We start from the raw sequence: 21,285 nt of genomic DNA, 5'->3' as shown, positions 1-21,285 counted from the left end.
TCCTCACCGTTCGTCGTCGTCGGGGCCGCCGTACGCGGCGTCTTCGAGCTCGCTCAGCACCTGCTCCTCCACCAGCTCCGCCAGGGCGGCCACGGTGCGGGAGACCAGGACGTCGCGGGGGGTGAGCGTGACGCCGAAGGCGTCGTTGGCGCGGGAGGCGATCAGCAGGGCGCGCATCGAGTCGCCGCCCAGCAGGAAGAAGTCGTCCTCCACGCCCACGGCCGTCCGCAGGCTCTCCTCCCAGATGGCCGCCACCGCCTCCTCGGTGGGCGTGCGGGGCGGCACGTGGCCGGCCTGCCCCCACTCGACGGGGGCGGGCACGGGCAGGGCCGTCCGGTCGGTCTTGCCGCTCTCGGTGAGCGGGAAGGCGTCCAGGACGGCGAACGCCGAGGGGACCATGTGGCCCGGCAGGGAGCGGGCGGCCAGCGCGCGCAGCTCGGCGCCGGACGGCGCGTCGCCGCCGGGGCCCGCGAGCAGGTGGGCGACCAGGCGAGGCTGCCCCGGCTCGTCCTCCCGCACGCTCACCACGGCGTCCAGGACGGACGGGTGGCGCACCAGGACCGCCTCGACCTCACCCGCCTCGATCCGGTGTCCGCGCAGCTTGAGCTGGTGGTCCGTGCGGCCCAGGTAGTGCAGCTCGCCTCGGGAGTCGCGGCGCACCCGGTCGCCGGTGCGGTACATCCGGGTGCCGGGCGGACCGAACGGGTCGGCCGTGAACCGCGCCGCGGTCAGCCCCGGCCGGCCCAGGTAGCCGCGGGCCAGGGCCGGTCCGCTCAGCCACAGTTCGCCCGGCACGCCGTCGGCCACCGGCCGCAGCCGCGCGTCCAGGACGTAGGCCCCGGTGGCGGGCAGCGGGCGGCCGATGGGCGGCGCGGCGCCGTCCGGCTCCAGCGGCGCGGACCAGGTGGCGACGACGGTGGCCTCGGTGGGCCCGTAGGAGTTGACCATGCGGTGCCGCGGGGCCCACCGGGCCACCAGGTCGGCGCTGCACGCGTCGGCGCCGACCACCAGCGTCTTGAGGTCCGGCAGCGTGCCGGGGGTGCCGGGCGGCAGGGTGGCCAGGGCGGCCGGGGGCAGCAGGGTATGGGTGATCCGCTCCTCCCGGAGCACCTGGGCCAGCGGGGCGCCGAGCAGCGGACCGGGAGCGGGGACCACCAGCCGGGCTCCGTGCGGGAGGGACATGCACAGTTCGAGCACGGAGGCGTCGAAGCTGGGGGTGGCGAAGGCCAGCACCCGGTCACCCGGGGCCACTTGGTAGTGCTCGGCCTCGGCCGCGGCGAACACCGCGAGCCCGCGGTGGGTGAGGACGACGCCCTTGGGGGTACCGGTGGAGCCGGAGGTGTAGATCACGTAGGCCGGGTCGTCCAGGTCCAGCGGGCGGCTGCGGTCGGCGTCGGTGGGCCGGCGGTCGGGCGTGCCGTCCGCCGGCCCGGCCAGCAGGCCGGCCACCTCCTTGGCATCGAGGGTGAGCGCGGGAGCCGCGTCGCGCAGCATCAGCTCGACCCGTTCGTCCGGATAGGTGGGGTCGACCGGCAGGAACGCGGCGCCGGTCTTCGCCACCGCCAGCTGGGCCAGCACCATGTCCGCCGAGCGCGGCAGCAGCAGCGCCACCAGCTCGCCGGGACCGGCGCCGCGCGCGATGAGCCGGTGCGCCAGCCGGTTGGCGTGCGCCTCGACCTCGGCGAAGGACAGCTCCAGGCCCGGGGTGGCCAGCGCCGGTGCGTCCGGCCGGCGGTCCACGGCGGCCTCCACCAGGGCGGGCAGCGTGGCCCGGGGCGCCGGGTCGAGCGGCGGTCGCACCGGCCCGTGCAGCAGCCGGGTCCGCTCCCCGGGCGGCAGCACGTCGATGTCGTCCAGCCGGCCGGCGCCGTCCGAGGCGGCCAGCGCGGACAGCGTGTGCAGCAGCTGGGCGGCCAGCGAGCCGGCCGTGCCGGGATCGAAGTACCGCGGGTCGTAGCCGAGTTCCACACTGAGCCGGTCACCGGGTGAAACCACCACGGTGAGCGGGTAGTTGGTGGCCTCCCGGGCCTCCAGGTCGCGGATCAGCAGTCCGTGCGCGCCGGCCGTCGCCTCGCCCACCGGGTAGTTCTCGAAGACAATCAGACTGTCGAACATCGCTGTGCCGGGCGGCAGTTCGCTCAGGGCCTGGATCTCGCTCAGCGGCAGGTGGTCGAACCGGCGGTCCTCCGCCCGGGCCTCCTGCACCGCGCGCAGCCACCCGTCGCAGCTCGCGCCGCCGTCGACGGTGACGCGGGCGGGCAGCGTGGTGATGAAGAGGCCGATGATGGTGTCCGCGCCGACCAGGTCGGCCGGCCGCCCGGAGACGGTGGTGCCGAAGCACACCTGCGACTGGCCGCTCCAGCGCGAGAGCAGCAACGCCCAGGCCCCCTGGACCAGGGTGTTCAGGGTGAGGCGGTGGCGACGGGCGAACTCCTGGAGGCGGTGGGTCTCGGCCGCGCCGAGCCGCTGCGACAGCCAGACCCCGGAGCAGGCCGTCGCGTCCCGACCGGGCCTGCGGTCGTAGGGCAGCGCGGTGGGCGTGGCGAGGTCCACCAGGGCGCCCCGCCAGTGGTCCGCCGCCCGGCCGGTGTCGCGGCCGGCCAGCCAGCCCGCGTAGTCCGCGAAGGGCCGACGCTCGGGCAGGCTCGGCCGCTCGCCGCGGGCGAGCGCCGCGTGGGCGGCCAGCACATCCGACAGGACCTGGAAGACGCTCCACCCGTCCAGCAGGACGTGGTGGAAGGTCCACACCACGCGCACCGCGTCCGGGCCGAGCCGGACCAGGTCGAGCCGCAGCAGCGGGGCCCGGTCCAGGCCCAGCGGGCGGCCCCGCAGCTCGGCGAGGAACAGTTCCAGCTCCGTCCCGAGCCGCTCGGGCGCCACGGCGCTCCAGTCGTGCTCGGTGACGGGCAGGGTCGCCTGCCGGTGCACCACCTGAAGGGGTACGGGCACGTCGTGCAGCACCACGGAGGTGCGCAGCACCGGTGTGCGGTCGACCACGTGCTGCCAGGCGGCGGCCAGCAGTCGCGGGTCGCGGGCGCCGTCCAGCACGAAGGTGAGCTGCTCGACGTAGAGGCCGTTCCCCGCCTCGTCGAGGCCGTGCACGACCATGCCGGTCTGGGTCGGCGTGAGCGGGTAGATCTCCACCACCTCCCGCCCGGTGCCCGCCAGCCGGTCGACGGCCGGCTGGTCCAGCGGAGCGAGCGGGAAGTCGGAGGGCGTGCGGCCCCCGGCGCCGGGCTCGGCGCAGTGGCGGATGATCGCCCGCAGCTCGTCGGCCAGTTCGGCCGCCAGCCGGGCGACGGTCTCCCGCCGGTGCACCTCCCGGGAGTACGACCAGGTGAACTCCAGCCGCCCCTCGCTCACCTGCCCGAGGACGTCGAGGAGGTGCGGCCGCTCGGCCGAGGGGTCCATACCGCCGCCGAGCGGGCCGGACGGCGCGTGCAGCAGACCGCCCGGTGGGTGGTTCCGGTCCTGGCGCCCCAGGTAGTTGAAGCCGATCCGCGGCAGCTCCGGCAGCGGCGGTCCCCCGGCGGGTCGCAGGTGGCGAAGCGCGCCGTAGCCGAGTCCGCCGCGCGGCACCGCGCGCAGGCTCTCCTTGACCGCCTTCAGCGCGCCACCGGTGTCCGCGTCCCGGGGCACCTCCAGGGCGACGGGGTACATCGTGGTGAACCAGCCGACGGTCCGGGCGAGGTCGACGTCGTCGAACAGCTCCTCCCGGCCGTGGCCCTCCAGGGTCACCACCACCCGGTCCCGGCCGGTCCAGCGGGACAGCACGCGGCCCAGGGCGCAGAGCAGGACGTCGTTGACCCGGGTCCGGTAGACCTCCGGCACGTCCTGGAGCAGCCGGCGGGTCTCCTCGGCGTCCAGGCCGACGGTCAGCGCCTCCTCGACGGCCGCCGTGTTGGCGCCGTCGAGGTCCCTCGGCAGCACGATCGCGCCGTCCCCGTCGTCGAGGCCCTGCCAGTGGACGAGTTCGTCGTCGAAGCCGCCGGCCGCGGTGTGCGCGGCGAGCCGGCGGGCCCAGGCCTGGAACGAGGTGCTCTTGGCCCCGAGGTCGGGCGTGCGACCTTCGCCCAGGGCGCGATAGGCGCGCTCCAGGTCCTCCAGGATCAGCCGCCAGGAGACGGCGTCCACCACCAGGTGGTGCGCGGCCAGCAGCAGGACCGGGTGCGCCGCGCCGTCAAAGCGGCACAGCGCGGCGCGCAGCAGTGGCCCGCTGCCCAGGTCGAAGCCGTCCGCCAGGTCGGCGGCGGCCTCGCGCAGCGCCGCCGCGAGGACCCGCGGCTCACCGCCGGGCAGGTCGTGCACCCGCAGGCTGACCGGCGCGCCGCCGGGGGCGGCTCCGTACTGGCGCCACTGACCGGGGCCGGTCGGCTCGAACCGGAGGCTCAGCGCGTCGTGGTGGGCCAGCACGGCGGTCAGGGCCGCGCGCAACAGGGTCTCGTCGGCGTCCGCCGCGAGCTGGTAGGAGACCCCCTGGGTGAAGCGGGCGTCACCGCCCAGGGTGTCGAACAGCCAGTGCTGGACGGGGGTGAGCGGAACCTCGCCCACCACCGCGCCCTGCTCGGCGACGACCGCCGCGACCGGCGCCTCCTCGGCGGCCAGGGCGAGTTCGGCCAGTGTCTGGTGCGAGAACAGGTGCCGGGGGGTCAGCGCGAGCCCGGCCCGGCGGGCGGCCGAGACGATCTGGATCCCCAGGATCGAGTCGCCGCCGAGCGCGAAGTAGTTGTCGTCCGGGCCCACGTCGGGCACTCCGAGGACCTCGGACCAGATCGCGGCGAGCAGCCGCTCGGTGCCGGTGCGCGAGGGCCGGTCGCCGGCCGCGGCCGGGGTGGCCCGCGGCGGCTCGGACAGGGTGCCCCCCGGCGCCGGGGCCACCGCCGCCGCGAGCCGTTCGAGGGCCGCGCGTCCGCGCGGCGGGTCCGGCAACGGCACGTCGGCCGGCGACTGTTCGAGGTCCGCCGCGATCGCCGCGAGCAGCGTCGCCAGGCCCGCCCCGAGCGCCTCGACGGTCGCCGCGTCGAAGGCGGCCGGGTCGTACTCGAGGCTGACCGACAGCGCCTCGCCGGGCACCACCACCACGCACAGCGGGTAGTTGGTGGGCTCCACGTCGCGTTCGGCCTCGACGGCCAGGCCGTAACGGTTCACCGCGTCCTCGTCGAACGGGTAGTTCTCGAAGACCACGATGCTGTCGAACAGGCTGGTCCCGCCGGGCACCTCGCTCCAGGTCTGCAGCTGCGCCAGCGAGACGAAGCCGTGGCGCCGGTCCTCCGACTGGGCGGCCTGCAGAGCACGCAGCCACTCCCGCAGCGGGCGCTGTCCCTCGATCCGCACCCGGGTGGGCAGCGTGTTGATGAACAGCCCCACCATCGAGGTCACGCCGGGGAGTTCGGCAGGCCGACCGGAGACGATGGTGCCGAACACCACGTCGTCGCCGCCGCCGCAGCGCGCGAGCAGCAGCGCCCAGGCACCCTGCAGCACGGTGTTGACGGTCAGCCCCGCCTGTTGCGCCGTCTCGCGCAGCCGCGGCGACAGGTCGTCGTCGAGCGCCACGCGCACCGACGCGCCGGAGGAGGCGCGGTGGGCCTCGACGGGCCACCGGTCCCGGGGCAGCGGGGTGGCGGCCGGGAATCCGGCGAGGGCCTCGCGCCAGTGCCGCTCGGCCCGGGCGGGGTCCTGCCCGGCCAGCCAGCCCAGGTAGTGGCCGAAGGGAGCCCGCTCGGGCGCCGCCGGCGGCCGCCCGGTGGTGAGGGCGTCGTACCGCTCGCACACCTCGTCGAAGACCTGAGCCGCGCTCCACCCGTCCAGCAGGACGTGGTGGAAGGTCCACACCATCCGCACCCGGGTCGGTGACAGCCGGATCAGGGCGAGCCGCATCAGCGGCGCCGTGCGCAGGTCGAGGCCGGCCTGCCGGTCCTCGGCGACCAGACGGGCCGTCTCGCGCTCGATCCGGTCGGCCGGCCACTGCGACCAGTCGTGGTGGGCCACCGGCACGGCGGCCCACTGCTGGACGACCTGGTGCGGCTCGGCGCTCTCCTCCCAGGTCAGCCGGGTGCGCAGGACCGGGTTGGCGTCCGCGGTCCGCTGCCACGCCTCGGCCAGGGCGTGCGGGTCGGTGACCCCGGACAGCACCAGCTGCACCTGGTTGAGGTAGGTGCGGCCGTCCGGTTCGAGCAGGCTGTGGAAGAGCATGCCGGCCTGCATCGGCGTCAGCGGGTAGACGTCCGCCACGTCGCGCCCGTCCCCCACGATCCGGTCGACGGCCGCCTGGTCCAGGCGGGCCAGCGGGAAGTCCGCGGGGGTGCGGCCGCCGGCGTCCGGGTCGGCGCAGTGGGCGACGATGCCTTCCAGCGCGCTCACCATGCCGTCCGCCAGCGAGGCCACGGTCCGCTCGTGGTGGCGGCCGGCGCTGTAGTACCAGCTGATCTCCAGGTGGTCGTCCTGGACGCGGGCCACTACGTCGAGCAGGTGCGGGCGCGCCGCGCCGGGCGCCTGCGCGCCGTCGAGCCCGCCGGGGACCGCGCGCACCAGGGCGGCGCCCTCGTCCGACCAGTCGAACCGGCCCAGGTAGTTGAAGCTGATGCCGGGAGTCGCCGCACCGACCAGCTGGGCGTCCTGGGCGAGGTGGCGCAGCGCGCCGTAGCCCAGGCCCCGGTCGGGCACCGCGCGCAGCTGCTCCTTCACGGACTTGAGCGCGGTGCCCCAGTCCCCCTCGGGCACCCGGAGGGCGACGGGGAAGAGCGTGGTGAACCAGCCGACCGTGCGGGACAGATCGATGTCCTCGAAGAACTGGTCCTCGCGCCCGTGCCCCTCCAGCCCGACGGCGACGGTGTCCCGCCCGGTCCATCGGGCGACGACCCGGCCGAGCGCGGTGAGCAGGACGTCGTCGATCCGGGTCCGGTAGACCGCGGGGACCTTGCGCAGCAGTTCGTCGGTGCGTTCCCGGTCCAGCCGGACCGTCACCGCGCGCACGTCGGCCGCGGTGTTGCCGCCCTCGCTGTCCACCGGCAGCGGCGCCGCGCTGTGCCGGGCGACCGCCGTCCAGTGGGCACGCCGGCCGGCGAACCCGCCGCTCGCCGTGTGCTCGCGCAACCGGCGCGTCCATTCCTGGAACGAGCTCGTCCGGGCGGGCAGGCGCAGCGGCCGACCGGCCGCGGCCTGCCGGTAGGCGGTCTCCAGGTCCTCCAGCAGCACCCGCCAGGAGACCCCGTCGACCACCAGGTGGTGCACGGCCAGCAGCAGCCGGGCGGGCCCGGTGCCGCCGGTGGTGAACAGGCGGGCGGTGAGCAGCGGGCCGGTCTCCAGCCGGAACCCTTCGTGCGCCGCCGCGGTGGCCAGGGCCTCGGCCCGCTCGGCCGCGCCCGGTTCCAGGCCGGCCAGGTCGCAGACTTCGAGCAGCTCGGGCGCTGGGGCGTCCGCCGGGGCGCAGTGCTGGCGGACGCCGCCGTCCGGCTCGGCGGTGAAGCGTGACCGCAGCGCGTCGTGGTGCGCCCACAGAGCCGTCAGGGCGCGGCGCAGCACGTCCGGGTCGACCTGGCCGGGGGTCTCCACGACCACGCTCTGGTTGAAGAAGCCGGCCTGCGGCGGGCGGGGGTCGAGGTACCAGTGCTGGATCGGCGCGAGGGCGACCTCGCCGCTCACCGGCTCGGTGCCGGCGACGGAGCCCGCCGTGCCGGTGATGACGGCCAGTGCGGCGATGGTGGGGAACCGGAACAGGTCGCGGGGGGTCAGCGCGAGCCCCGCTGCCCGGGCCCGCGAGACGACCTGGATGCTCAGGATCGAGTCGCCGCCCAGCATGAAGAAGTCGTCGTCGACGCCGACCCGGTCCACGCCGAGCAGCTCCGCCCAGATCGCGGCGAGCACCTGTTCGGTCCCGGTGGCCGGTGCCCGGTAGGCACTGTCTCCGGACGCCGCCCAGTCGGGGGCGGGCAGCCGGCGCCGGTCGACCTTGCCGTTGGCCGTCAGGGGCAGCTCGGGCACCGTGACGAACGCGGCGGGCAGCATGTAGTCGGGCAGGTCGGCCGCCAGGTGGCTGCGCAGGGCGGTCGCGGACGGCGCCGCGGCGCCTTCGGCCGGCACCAGGTGGGCGGCCAGCCGCTTGCGGCCGCCGTCCTGGTGGAGCGAGACGACCGCCTCGGCGACGTCCGGGTGGTCGGTGAGTCGCGCCTCGATCTCGGCGGGTTCGATGCGGAACCCGCGGACCTTGATCTGGTCGTCCGCCCGCCCCACGAAGTGCAGTTCGCCGTCGTCGCTCCAGCGCGCGGTGTCACCGGTGCGGTACATCCGCTCCCCCGGCGGCCCGAACGGGTCGGCCAGGTAACGGGTGGCGGTCTCGCCGGGCCGGCCGGCGTAGCCCCGGGCGAGCCCGGCGCCGGCGATGTACAGCTCTCCCACGATGCCGGGCGGTTGCGGCTGGAGCGCGTCGTCGAGCAGGTAGACGCGGGTGTTGTCCAGCGGGCGTCCGATGGGCAGCACCGCGGACAGCGGCTCACCGGCGCGGAAGACCCGGCAGGTGGCGAAGGTGGTCGTCTCGGTCGGACCGTAGCCGTCGACCACGGTGAGGTCGGGGCACGCCTCCAGGACCCGGCGGACCACCGCGCCCGGCACGGCCTCGCCACCGGTCCACACTTCCCGGGCGCCGCGCAGGCAGCCGGGGTCCTCCTGGGCGAGGAGGCGGAAGAGGCCGGCGGTCAGCCAGAGGTGGCGCACGCCCTGCTCGGTGACGGCGCGCCGGACCACGGCCGCGTCCAGTTCCACCGGAGGGGCCAGCACGGCCGTGCCGCCGCGCAGCAGGGGCACCCACACCTCGTAGGTGGAGGCGTCGAACGCGTGCGGGGAGTGCACGAGCACCCGGTCGTGGCCGGTGAAGGCACGGCCCAGGGCGAGCGCGGCGACATCGCGCTGGCGCACCGCGACGCCCTTGGGCGTGCCCGTCGAGCCGGAGGTGAACATCAGGTACTGGAGGTTGTCGGGGTGGACCGCCGGACCGTCCTGATCGGGCCGGCCCTCGGCGGCCGCGTCGTGCGTCGGCTCGTCCGGGCGCAGGACGCCGTCGCCGGGGCACAGGTCGCGCGCCGTCGGCTCCCAGTCGGCGTCGGTGAGCACCAGCCCGGCGCCGGCCTCGGCCAGCGTCCGGCGCAGCCGCTCGCGCGGCGCCCGCCCGTCCAGCGGCACGTACACCCCGCCGGTGCGGACCAGTGCCAGTTGGGCGATGATCAGCCACACCGAACGGTTCATCAGCACGCCGACCGGGCGTTCGACCCGGACGCCGAGCGCGGTCAGCCGGCGCGCCAGGGCGGCGGCGCGGGCGTCGAGCTCCCGGTAGCTGAGTCGCTCGTCGCCGGCTTCCAGCGCGACGGCGTCGGGCGTGCGGCGCACCTGTTCGGCGAACAGCTCGGCGACGCTGCGCTCGGGCAGGTCGGTGGCGGTGTCGTTCCAGGCGTGGAGCACCTGGGCGCGGCGCTCCGCGCTCAGCAGCGGCAGCCGGGCGGGCGGGCGCTGGGCGCCGTCGGGCATACCCGCCAGCAGGACGGTGAGGTACTCGGCCATCCGCCGAGCCGTGGCGGCGTCGAACAGCTCCGGGTCGTAGCAGAGCCGCAGCGCCAGCTCAGGGCCCGGGTAGGCCACCAGGCTCAAGGGGTAGTTGGTGGTCTCGACACCCTCCAGGCCGCTCAGGCGCAGGCCGTGGGCGGCGGCGAGTTCGTCGTCCACCGGGTAGTTCTCGAAGACGACGATGCTGTCGAACAGGGCGGTCCGCTCGGGAAGGCCGGTGAACGTCCGCATTTGGGTCAGTGGCACGAAGTCGAAGCGCCGGTCCTCGTTCTGCTCCCACTGGAGCCGGCGCAGCCAGTCGACCAGCGTGCCGACGGCCGGCACCGCGGCGCGGGTGGGCAGCGTCGCGATGAAGAGGCCGGTCATCGCCTCGGCGCCGGGCAGCTCGGCCGGCCGGCCGGACACCGTGGTGCCGAACACCACCTCGTCACGGCCTGACTGACGCCCCAGCAGCAGCGCCCAGGCGCCCTGGACCAGGGTGTTCAGGGTGAGGCCGGTGGTCTTCGCGAAGCCTTCCAGGGCCCGGGTGGCGGACGCGGGCACGCTCACCCGCACGGCCTGGCCGGACTCCGCGTGGTGGCTCTCGCGCGGCTCGCGGTCCCAGGGCAGCGGCGTCGCCTCGGTCAGGCCGCCGAGGCGCTCCCGCCAGTGCTGCTCGGCCTGGTCCCAGTCGCGCTCGCGCAGCCAGGCCAGGTAGTCGCGGTAGGGAGGGCGCTGCGCCGTCCCGTCCGGGACGTCGAGGATGTCGAGGCCGTCGAGGACGTCCGGAGCGTCCGGCCCCGCCGCGCAGAGCGCCGCGTGGCAGGCGAAGACGTCCGACAGCACCTGGAACAGGCTCCAGCCGTCCAGGATCAGGTGGTGAAAGGACCAGACCACGCGCACCCCGGTCTCCGAGACCCGCGCGAGCACCAGACGCTGGAGCGGCGCCTGGGCAAGGTCGATGCCGGTCGCGCGGTCGCGGTCCAGCAGGTCGGCCAGCCGCTCGCGGCGCTCCTCCTCGGTCAGCTCGCGCCAGTCCAGGCCGGTGACCGGGACGGGGGCGCGGCGTTCGACCACCAGCAACGGCTCGGGCACGTCGTGCCACCGGACGCGGCCGCGCAGCACCGCGCTCCGCCCGGTCACCCGCTGCCAGGCCGCGGCCAGCCGGTCCGGGTCGGGTACGCCCTCCAGGACGAAGGTCAGCTGCTGGAAGTAGGCGGCGCTGTCGGCCTGGGAGAGGGCGTGGAAGAGCATGCCGGTCTGGGTCGGTGTCAGCGGCAGGACGTCCTCCACGGCGCCCGGCTCGGCTCCCACGACGCGGTCCACGGCGGCCTGGTCGAGCCGGACGAGCGGGAAGTCGGACGGCGTGCGGCCGCCAGCGCCCGGCCGGGCCGCGTGCCGGGCGAGGTCGGCCAGCGTGTCGGCGAACCGTCCGGCCAGCGCCTCGACGGTGGAGGGCAGGTACCGCTGGTCGGAGTAGAACCAGCTGAACTCCAGCGCGTCACGGTCGAGGCGTCCGACCACCTCCAGGGCGTGCGGGCGCTCGACCAGGGGGTCGGCGTCCAGCTCCAGCGGGCGGAAGGTGCCCCGGTACAGGCCGTCCGGGCCGTCCGGGAACGCGATGCGCCCCAGGTAGTTGAAGCTGACCTGCGCCGTCCTGCCCTGCGCCGCCCCGATCCGGCCCAGCCGGTCAAGCACGTCGTGGCCCAGGCCGTGCCGGGGAACGGCCCGCAGCTGCTCCTTGACCTGCTTGAGGACCGCGTCCCAGTCCGCCTGCGCCGGAACGGCGAGGGCGACGGGGTGCCGGGTGGTGAACCAGCCGACGGTACGGCTGATGTCGAGGTCGGAGAAGAGTTCCTCCCGCCCGTGCCCCTCGACGTCGACCACCACCCGGTCCTGCCCGCTCCACCCGCACAGGACCCGGCCGAGAGCGCTCAGCAGCACGTCGTTGACCTGGGTGCGGTAGGTCTCGGGCAGGGTGCGCAGCAGGACGGCGGTGTCGGCGGCGCTCAGGCGCACGGTCACCGAGCGGGCCGAGGCGTAGGTGTCGGCGCCCGCCAGGTCGGCCGGGAGCGGGTCCGCGCGGTCCGGGAGGGCCCGCGCCCAGTAGCCCCGCTCGTCGTCGAAGCCGCCGTCGGCGGCGTGCGCGTGCAGCCGCTGGGCCCACTGCCGCAGCGGCGAGGACTTGGCGGGCAGCGCCGCCGCTCCGTCGCCGCCGTCGCGGCGGGCCCGGTAGGCCCGGTCGAGGTCCTCCAGCAGCACCCGCCAGGAGACGCCGTCCACCACCAGGTGGTGCACGGCCAGGTGCAGGACGGGCGGGCGGCCGGCCCCGCGCTCGTGCAGCACGGCGCGCAGCTGCGGCCCGTGGCGCAGGTCGAAGGGGCCGAAGTGCGGGGTGTCGGTGTCCGGGCCGCTGTGGCGGGCCAGGGCGACCCGGCGGGTCTGCTCGTCGATCCGCCAGCGCGGGTCCGCGCCGTCGGCGGCCCCGAACGATGAGCGCAGGGCGTCGTGGTGAGCGACCAGGTCGTTCAGCGCGTCCTCCAGCGCCGCCGGGTCCAGGTCCTCGGGCAGCCGGACGGACAGCGCCTGGGCGAAATGGCCGACGCGTTCGGCGCCCGCGTGGAACCACCAGTGCTGGATGGGCGTCAGGGGGCTCTCGCCGGTGGCGGCGACCACGGCGGCGCCGGTCGGCCGTGACCGGTCGGCGGCGTCCGCGCAGCGGGCGAGCGCGGCGACCGTCTGGTGCTGGTAGACGTCCCGGGAGGTCACCGGCAGGCCGGACTGCCGGGCGCGGGCGACCACCTGGATGCTCAGGATGGAGTCGCCGCCGAGCTGGAAGAAGTTGTCCTCCGCGCCGACCCGCTCCACCTGGAGGACGTCCGCCCAGATGGCGGCGAAGGCCCGCTCGCTGGGAGAGCGGGGCTCGACGTGGCCCACCGCGCGCGGGGCCGGTCCCGGAGCGGGCAGCCGACCGCGGTCGAGCTTGCCGTTGGGGTTGAGCGGGAGGGTCGCCAGCACCAGGACCGCCGAGGGGACGAGGTAGTCGGGCAGCGTGAGAGCGAGCTCCCGGCGTACGGCTTCGGGCTCCGTGCGGCCTCCCGGGACGGGGACGACGTAGCCGACCAGGCGCCGGGTGCCCTCGCTCTCGCGGACGGTGGCGGCTGCCTGCGCCACGCCCTCGCAGCCGCGCAGCGCTTCCTCCACCTCCCCCAGTTCGATCCGGAAGCCGCGGACCTTGACCTGCTGGTCGATCCGGCCGACGTACTCCAGCTCACCCTCGGGGCTCCAGCGGGCCAGGTCCCCGGTGCGGTACATCCGCTGCCCCGGCGCGCCGTACGGGTCGGCCACGAACCGGGCGGCGGTCAGGCCCGGGCGGCCGAGGTAGCCGCGCGCCAGGCCGCCGCCACCGAGGTACAACTCGCCGACCACGCCCGGAGGCTGCGGGCGCAGCGCGCCGTCGAGGACGTAGCCGCGGGTCAGCGCGAGCGGCCTGCCGATCGGCGGTGCCTGCTCCGGCAGCCCGTCGCCCGCGAACCAGGCGGTGGCGTACACGGTGGCCTCGGTGGGGCCGTAGAGATTGGCGATCTCGCACCCGGGCATGACCTCCCGCAGGTCGCGCACCACCTGGGCCGGGAGGGCCTCACCGGCCAGCACGACGGTCCGCGCCTCCACCGGGGCCCCGCCGCCGGCGAGCAGGCGGGAGATCACCGAGGGCACGCCGCTGACCAGCCCGACCTGCCGCCGGCCGGGCGTGTCGGCGAGGGCGGGCAGGTCGGCGACCACCTCGACGCTCCCGCCCGCCAGCAGGGGGCAGAGCAGTTCGAAGACCGACACGTCGAAGTTGAGCGAGGTGGCGGCGATCACGTGGTCCAAGCCGCCCGGACCGAACCGCTCCCCCGCCCAGCCGGCGAGCGCGACGACCGTGCGGTGGGTGACCACCACACCCTTGGGGCGGCCGGTGGACCCCGAGGTGTAGATGACGTAGGCCGGGTGGTCCGGCGCCAGCGGCCCGAGCCGGTCGGCATCCGTCAGATCGGCTTCGTCCGTGCCCGGGGCGTCGGCGAACTCGTCGAGGATCAGGGGCTCGCACCCCTTCGGCAGCGCGGCGGCCGTCTGCCGGGTGGCGACGACGAGCACCGGCTCGGCGTCGTCGAGCATCAGCCGGATGCGCTCGGCCGGATAGCCCGGGTCCAGCGGAAGGTACCCCGCGCCCGACTTCAGCACCGCCCAGAGCGCCGAGGGCAGCTCGGCGGAGCGGGGCAGGCAGAGCGCGACCAGCTTCTCCGGGCCCGCGCCCCGGGAGACCAGCAGCCGGGCGAGGCGGTTGGCACGCCGGTTCACCTGGGCGTAGTCCCGTCGCACCGCGTCGCAGACCACGGCGGTCCGCTCGGGGGTGCGGGCCGCCTGCGCCTCGAACAGCTCGGGCAGGGCGACCTCCGCGGCGGTGGGCCCGGTGCGCGCGGGCGGGTTCCACGAGTCGATCAGGGTGCGCCGCTCCCGCTCCGAGAGCATCGGCAGTTCGGCCAGCCGCAGCTGCGGGCCGTCCGCCATCGCCGCCAGCAGTCGGTGCAGGTGGCGGGACATCCGGGCCACGGTCGGGGCCTCGAAGAGGTCCGTGTTGTACTCGACGGTCAGGACGCAGCCGCCCTCGGCGTCCGGGGAGAACTCCAGGACCAGGTCGAAGCGCGCGGCGGGCCGCGGCAGCGGGTGTTCTTCGAGGCGCAGGCCGCCGGCGCTCGGCAGGTCGAGGGGGGCCTGCTGGACGACGAGCACCTGCACCAGCGGGGTGCGGCTGGGGTCCCGGGGCGGGGCCAGCTCCTCGACCACCCGGTCGAAGGGCACCCCGGCGTGGACGAAGGCGTCCAGCACGGTCGTGCGCATGTTCTCGACGAACCGGTCGACGGTGACCGTCTCGTCCACGTCACCGCGCAGCACGACCGTGTTCGCGAAGAAGCCCGTCACATCCTCCAGCTCGCGGCGCTCCCGCCCGTTGGTGACGGTGCCGAAGGCCACGTCCCGCTGTCCCGAGTAGCGGGAGAACAGCAGCGCGGACGCCCCCGCGAACAGGGTGAACACCGTCGTGCCGCGTCCGGTGGCGAGGTGCCGAAGCCTGGCCACCAGGTCCGCGGGCAGGTGGTGGCGGTGTGCGGCGCCGGAGGTGGTGCGCACCGCGGGCCGCGGCCGGTCGGTGGGCAGGTGCAGGTGCTGCAGCCCGGACAGGTGGCGCTTCCAGTACCCGAGGCTCCCGGCGTCCTCCGCGACCTGCGCGTTCGAGCCTTGACGCCGCTGCTCCCAGACGGCGAAGTCGGGGTACTGGAGAGCCGGCACGGGCAGCGCGTCCGGTTCGCCGGAGACCTCCGCGTGGTAGAGCGCGGCCAGCTCGCGGACCAGGACGCCCACCGACCACCCGTCGGTGATGACGTGGTGCTGCCCCAGCAGCAGCAGGTGCTCGTCGGGGGCCAGGCGCACCAGCAGCGCCCGGGCCAGCGGGCCGCCCGTCAGGTCGTAGGGGCGGCTCAGCTCGTCGGTCAGCAGCCGCTCGGCGGCCTCGGCGCGCCGCACCACGGGCAGCTCGCCGAGGTCAGCCGTGCGCAGCGGCAGGGCGGCCTGCTCCGCGATCCGCTGCACGCCCTGCCCGTCGACCGTGTCGAACGTGGTGCGCAGCGAGGCGTGCCGGGCGACCAGGCGCCGCAGGGCCCGGCTCAGCGCCTCGGGGTCCGGTGCGCCGTGCAGCCGCAGGGCCACGCCGGTGTTGTACTCCGTCCCGCCGGCCGTGAGGTCGTCGAGGAACCAGAGCCGTCGCTGGGCGTTGGACAGCGGCAGCGGCACCCCGCGCGGGGCGGCCGGGATCGGCTCGGGCGGCGCGGCGGCGCGGTGCCCGCCCAGCAGCGGGGCCAGGGCCGCCACGGAGCGTGCGGTGAAGACGTCCCGCAGGGTGAGCCGGACGCCCAGTTCGTCCCTGATCCGGGCCAGGGTGCGGGCGGCGAGGATCGAGTCGCCGCCCAGCTCGAAGAAGTCGTCCGTCGCCCCGACCGTGTCGGCGCCCAGCACGTCCGCCCAGATGGCGGCCAGGGTGCGCTCCGGCGCGGTGAGCGGTGCCGCCCGGTCGGCGGACGCCGGGCGGACGGGCGCGGGCAGCGCTCGCCGGTCGATCTTGTTCTGCGAGGTGAGCGGCATCGCCGCCAGCACGACGACGACGGACGGCACCAGCTGGGCCGGCAGCGCGGCGGCCAGGTTCGTGCGCAGCTCCGCCGGGTCGGGCGCCCGCGCCGGGTCGGCCGGGGTGACGTAGCCGACCAGGCGTTCGCGGCCCGGCTCGTCCTCGCGGACCATGACGACGGCCTCGCCGACGGCGGTGTCCCGCCGCAGGGCGGCCTCGATCTCGCCCGGTTCGATCCGGAAGCCTCGGAGCTTCACCTGCCGGTCGAGCCGGCCGAGGAACTCCAGTTCTCCGTCGGCGTTCCAGCGCGCCCGGTCGCCGGTGCGGTAGAGCCGGGCGCCCGGTTCGCCGAACGGGTCGGCGACGAAGCGGGCGGCGGTCAGCCCGGCGCGGTTCAGGTAGCCGCGCGCCACCGCTTCGCCACCGATGTACAACTCGCCTTCCAAGGAACCCGGTTGCGGACGCATCGCCGCGTCCAGCACGTACACCCGGGTGTGCGGCAGGGCCCCGCCGATCGTCGGTGTGCCGGCACCGGCCGAGAGCGGCCCGGTCCAGGTGGCGACGATGGTGGCCTCGGTCGGACCATAGGAGTTGATCATGCGTCGGCCCGGCGCCCAGCGGTCGACGAGCGCGGGCGGGCAGGCCTCGGCCCCGACGATCAGCGTGCGCAGCCGGTGGGCGGTGCCCGCAGCGGGGGCGGGCAGCGTCGCCAGCGCGGCCGGCGGGATCAGGGCGTGCGTGATGCCGTGCTCGTCCAGCACGGCGGCGAGTTCGTCGCCCAGCCAGGGGCCGCCCGGGGGCACCACGAGCGTGGCCCCGGACAGCACCGAGATGAAGAGCTCCAGGACGGAGGCGTCGAAGCTGGGCGAGGAGAACTGCAGCACCCGGTCACCGGCCCGCACCGCGTACCGCTCGATGGCGGCCGCGGTGAACCCGCCGATGCCGCGATGGGTGACCGCCACGCCCTTCGGTGTCCCGGTGGAGCCCGAGGTGTAGATCACGTACGCGACGTGGTCGGCGCCGACCGCCGGCCGGGGAAGGCCGCCCCCTCCCCCGTCCGCCGCGTCCAGCACGGCGCGCACGAAGCCCGGGTCGTCCAGGGTCACCGCGGGCGCCGCGTCGGCGAGCATGAGAGCGCGCCGCTCGGCGGGGTAGTCGGGATCGACCGGCAGGAAGGCGGCGCCCGCCCTCGCGGTGGCCAGCTCCGCCGCGATCAGCTCCATCGAGCGCGGCAGGACCAGTGCCACCGTCCGCTCCGGCCCGGCCCCGCGCCGCACGAGGTACCCGGCCAGCAGGTCGACCCGTGCCGCCAGCTCCCGGTAGCTCCAGGTGCGCCGGCCGTCGGTCACCGCGGGCGCGTCGGGCGTGCGGGCCACCCAGGTGGCGAACAGCTCGCCGAGCGTCGCACCCCCGTCCACCGGGGACGCCTCGTGCTCGGGCACCCCGAAGGCTTCACCGGCCTGCTGCGAGGTGGGCGCGGGGACGAGGTGGTCGGGCTGGTCGGCCATGGAGATGAGGTCCTTCCGGGCGGGGAGGAGGCGGCGCGAGCGGTTTGCGGGCAGCGGAGTGCGGCCGGGCACGCCCGACGCGTACTCCGGCACCAAGGGCTGAACGGGCTGACGAGCTGACAGGCGGACGAGCTGAGGAGCTGCGGGCTCAGGCGTGGCCGGTGCGACGCGCGGTGCGCCCCGCTATCTGCACGCGGTCGATCGCACCGGTGCACGGGTCGCGGTGGAACCGCCCCCCGGCCTCCCGACGGCCGGACCCCGGGTCGACCAGGTCGAACGACAGGTCGGGGTGGCAACGCAGCGGTATCGGCACGTCGCCGTCCACCGACAGCACCGGCGAGCCACCGGGCCCCGGCGCGACGCGGTACCGGGTGCCGCCGTTGGCGTAGGCGCCCGCGCACTCGGGCAGCGCCACCGGCTCGCCCGCTGCGACGGGCTCGACCACGGTGGGCACCCGCACGCCCGCGATTCGCTCCAGGTCCTCGGCGAGGTCCCGCCAGAGCGCCGTCGCCGCACCGGCGTTGCCCGTGAAGGCGACCACCGTGCCGGTGTCCGGTTCGACCCGCAGGTGGCACGAGGTGCCCTGGGCGTTGCCGTCGTGGCCGCACCACAGCTTCTCGCCCTGCCGGAACAGGGCCAGTCCCAGCCCCCAGCCGTCGGCGAGCGCCCCCGGGTCGGCGGCGAGTTCCGCGTGGCGCAACTCCTTGGCGACCACCGGCGGCAGCGCCGCGGTCCGGCCGACCAGGGCGCCGCCGAGCGCGGCGAGGTCTTCGGCGCTCGCCAGCAGGGCGCCGGCCGGCGCCTCCAGCGGAGCCAGGTTCTGCCGGACGGGGCGGACCTGGCCCGTCGCGGTGTTGAGGGCGTGACCGGCCGCGACGGGGCGGGCGGGGGCGGACGGACCCAGGAACGCGGGCACGGTGCCCAGGGGTTCGAGGAGCAGGGCGTCCATCGCCTCGTTCCACGGCATGCCGGTCACCGTCTCCACCAGCCGCCCGGCGGCGACGTACCCGGCGTTGGAGTAGGAGAAGTCGGTCCCGGGCGCGAACAGCGCGCCCTGGGCGGTGCACACCGACGACAGGTAGTGCGCCGCGGTGGTCCGCGCCGCCGCGTCGGAGTCGGGACCGGTGGGCAGACCGCCGGTGTGGCTGAGCAGGTGACGGACCGTCACTTGCGGCAGCTCGCGGAGTTCGGGGAGGTACTCGGCGACCGGGTCGTCCGGGTCGAGGTCGCCGTCCTCGGCGAGGAGCAGCACGAGCGCGGCCGTGTAGGGCTTGGTGAGAGACCCCAGCGGGACGGCGGTGTCCTCGGCGAAGGGGGCGCCGGTGCCGGCGTCGGCCGTACCGGTGTGCACGGAGACGACCTCCGAGCCGTTGTCCAGCACCAGTTGGGCACCGGGCACCCGGTGCAGGCGGGCGAGGGTGTCGAGTCGGTGCTGCAGCTCCCGTCGCTCCGGGAACGGCGCGCGTCTGCGGGTCGGGGCAGTGTTGTACACCATGAGAAGGGACTCCCGTTGATGGCTCTCATGTGCAGGTCCGAACAGTCGGCCGCGGGTGAGCGCGGGCCGACCGGGGTACGGGCGAGGGTGCGGGCGGGTCCGGCCTACGGCCTGACGACCTCGACGGGCAGGTGCCGCACGCCGAGGATCACGGCCGGGTTCTGGTACACGATGTCCTCGTAGGAGGGGACCGCCACGGAGCGGAATCGTTCCTGCAGCAGGCGCAGAGCGATCACCGCCTCCAACCGGGCCAGCGGCGCACCGAAACAGAAGTGGATGCCGTGGCCGAAGGTCAGGTGAGGATTGGGGTGGCGGGTCACATCGAAGACGTCGGGGGCGTGGAAGCGGGCCGGGTCGCGGTTGGCGGCACCCAGATGGGCGATCAGCATGGACCCGGCCGGAAGTTCGTGACCGCCGAGCACCACGGGCCGGGCCACGCGGCGACCCAACTCGGCGAACGGGGGCAGCCAGCGCAGCACTTCCTCGATGGCCGACGGGAGCAGTCCGGGGTCGGCGCGCAGCGCGGCGTCCGTGCCGGGGTGCCGGTCGAAGGTCAGCACGGCGTTGCCCAGCAGCGCGGTCGTGGTGACATGCCCGGCGACCAGCAGCAGGGCGACGAACCCGACCATCTGCTGGTCCTCCAGGCGGACGCCGTCCACCTCGGCGGCGATCAGCCTGCTGGTGAGGTCGTCCCCCGGGCGCGCACGGCGGGCACGGATGTGCTCCAGCATGTACCCGTTCATCTCACGGACGGTGGGGGCGATGGCCTCCAACGCCCGTGACAGGTCCGCCATGTCGGGTGCTTCGCCGAGCTGGTCTCCGCTGAACAGGACGCTCGCCCAGTCCTGGAAGAGCCGGTGCTCGTCGGCCGGCACACCGAGCAGTTCCGCGATGACGATGATGGGCAGCGGATACGCCAACGCGTCGACCAGGTCGAACCGGTCCTGGTCCGCGACGGCGTCCAGCAGTCGCGCGCACAGCGCCTCGATCCGCGGCGCCAGCCCCTGGACGACCCGCGGGGTGAACGCCTGGCTCACCAGCGCGCGCAGTCTTCGGTGGTGCGGCGGGTCCATGCCGACGAAGTTGCCCTGCCGGAAGACCTCGAAGTCCTCCTGAGTGGGGGCGAGGGAGGAGAGATCCGAGGAGTAGGTCAGCGGATCGGCGAGCACCGCGGCCACCGTCGCGTAGTCCAGGACCTGCCACAGGCCCTGACTCTCCTCGTACCGAACCACTCCGGCCTCGCGATCGTCCGACCAGCGGTTGGATATCTCCTCCAACAGTAATTCCGGGCTGCCTAACTGACGAGCGGTCACCAGTTCTCCTTGGGTCGGGACTCGCGAGCATCACAGGGTCTGGAACGGGATACGCCGGGTCGGGCCCAGCGGACATGCGCCATCGGGCCGCACCGCGGCGCCCGGCGGGGCACAGCTCTCCCCGGGCACGCCGCTGGGAACGGCCCGGACGGCGGGATCTGGCTGACCCCCTACCGGGGTCCCGGCCTCCGGGCGAAGCGGGGCGACCGAGACGCCCGTCGCAGCCCGGCGCGCCTCAGCGGTCGGCTGTCATCGCGCGCCCCGACCCGCACGGCGAACCAGCCTGACATCGCATTCCCCTCACCCTTCTCCTCTGTGCAACGGCTGCACAGCACCAGCACGCCCCGAGCCGATCGGCCCCCCACGGCGAACCCGCCATAGTCTTCACGGTGAGTCACACCATGGCAACCCCCCGAGGTCGAACCGGAAGGAATTCTCAGGTGCGTCTCGGGCAGGACACCGATCCGCCGTTCGTCACCCCCGTCTGCCCCGTCAGCGCGCCCTCAACCAGGTCTGCACCGTCTTCGGCTCTGCCTCCCGCGCGGACGGCTCGACCGGCGGTGCGGGTAGTCGTCGATCGGACTCGCGCCCTCGGCCCCCGCCTCCACAAGCACACCCCCATCCGCGTCCGCCGGACCGGCGCCGGGGTCCCCCGGCGTAGCACCCGGCCGCACGAGCGGGAGAACGGAGCCTCGCTGAGGGGTGCCCCGCCGGATGGGAGCCGGCGGCCGTCGGAACGGCACGGTCAGGGGGCCGTTCGACCGCCGGTCACCAATGGCCGGTGGCTTGGCCTGTTGCCCGGGCGGTTCGGCCCACCACCATCAGGGCGTCCGGCTCGCGGCAGCGTTCACCTCTCCGTCCCGGCTCGGCGGAGGGCATCCGGACATCAGGATCTCTGCAGCAGGCCCAGTGAGCAATCGCGCAAACGCAGTTGCACTACATGGTGGACATATCGAAGAAGGAGGGTGAGTTCAGCGTGACGTCCGATATCGGTCTCCGCCTCGCCATCGACGGATCCGCACAGAAGGTGAAGGGGAGCCATCAAGAACTCCCCTGGTCCAAGGTCCGGGGACTGGCGTCCGGCAAGGACAAGCCGGCCGGCACGGCCCACGCCCCACGCGCCTGGAACAGCTTCTGCGCCGCCTCCGGGTCGAACACCGCCGCTCGGCAGGTTGCTCGGCGGCCGTGGACCCCTACCCACCGGGGACGGTGCACATGAGTGACGACCAGCCCGGCCCGTACGGCCCCCAGCCACCCGGCCAACCCGGCCCGTACGGC

General features: G+C 75.2%; 3 protein-coding genes. All 3 read right to left on the bottom strand.

Going from position 1 to position 21,285, the window contains the following annotated elements; genetic code table 11:
- Positions 1 to 3 precede the first annotated feature (3 nt).
- A complete protein-coding gene (locus OG618_RS35915; protein WP_329491820.1) occupies positions 4 to 17,199 on the bottom strand; it encodes a non-ribosomal peptide synthetase in 17,196 nt (5,731 codons plus the stop codon).
- Between the two features lie 148 nt (positions 17,200 to 17,347).
- Positions 17,348 to 18,694 (bottom strand): serine hydrolase domain-containing protein, encoded by a 1,347-nt coding sequence (locus OG618_RS35910; RefSeq protein ID WP_329491818.1) that lies wholly within the window; start codon positions 18,692 to 18,694, stop codon positions 17,348 to 17,350.
- A 104-nt stretch (positions 18,695 to 18,798) separates the two neighbouring features.
- Positions 18,799 to 20,007: a cytochrome P450 gene (locus OG618_RS35905; RefSeq protein WP_329491817.1), complete on the bottom strand. Its 1,209-nt coding sequence runs from the start codon at positions 20,005 to 20,007 to the stop codon at positions 18,799 to 18,801.
- Positions 20,008 to 21,285: the final 1,278 nt, after the last annotated feature.

Source organism: Kitasatospora sp. NBC_01246, from assembly GCF_036226505.1.
Classification (GTDB): domain Bacteria; phylum Actinomycetota; class Actinomycetes; order Streptomycetales; family Streptomycetaceae; genus Kitasatospora.
The sequence above is the reverse complement of the archived record's forward strand: the minus strand, read 5'-3'. Positions and strand labels throughout refer to the sequence as shown.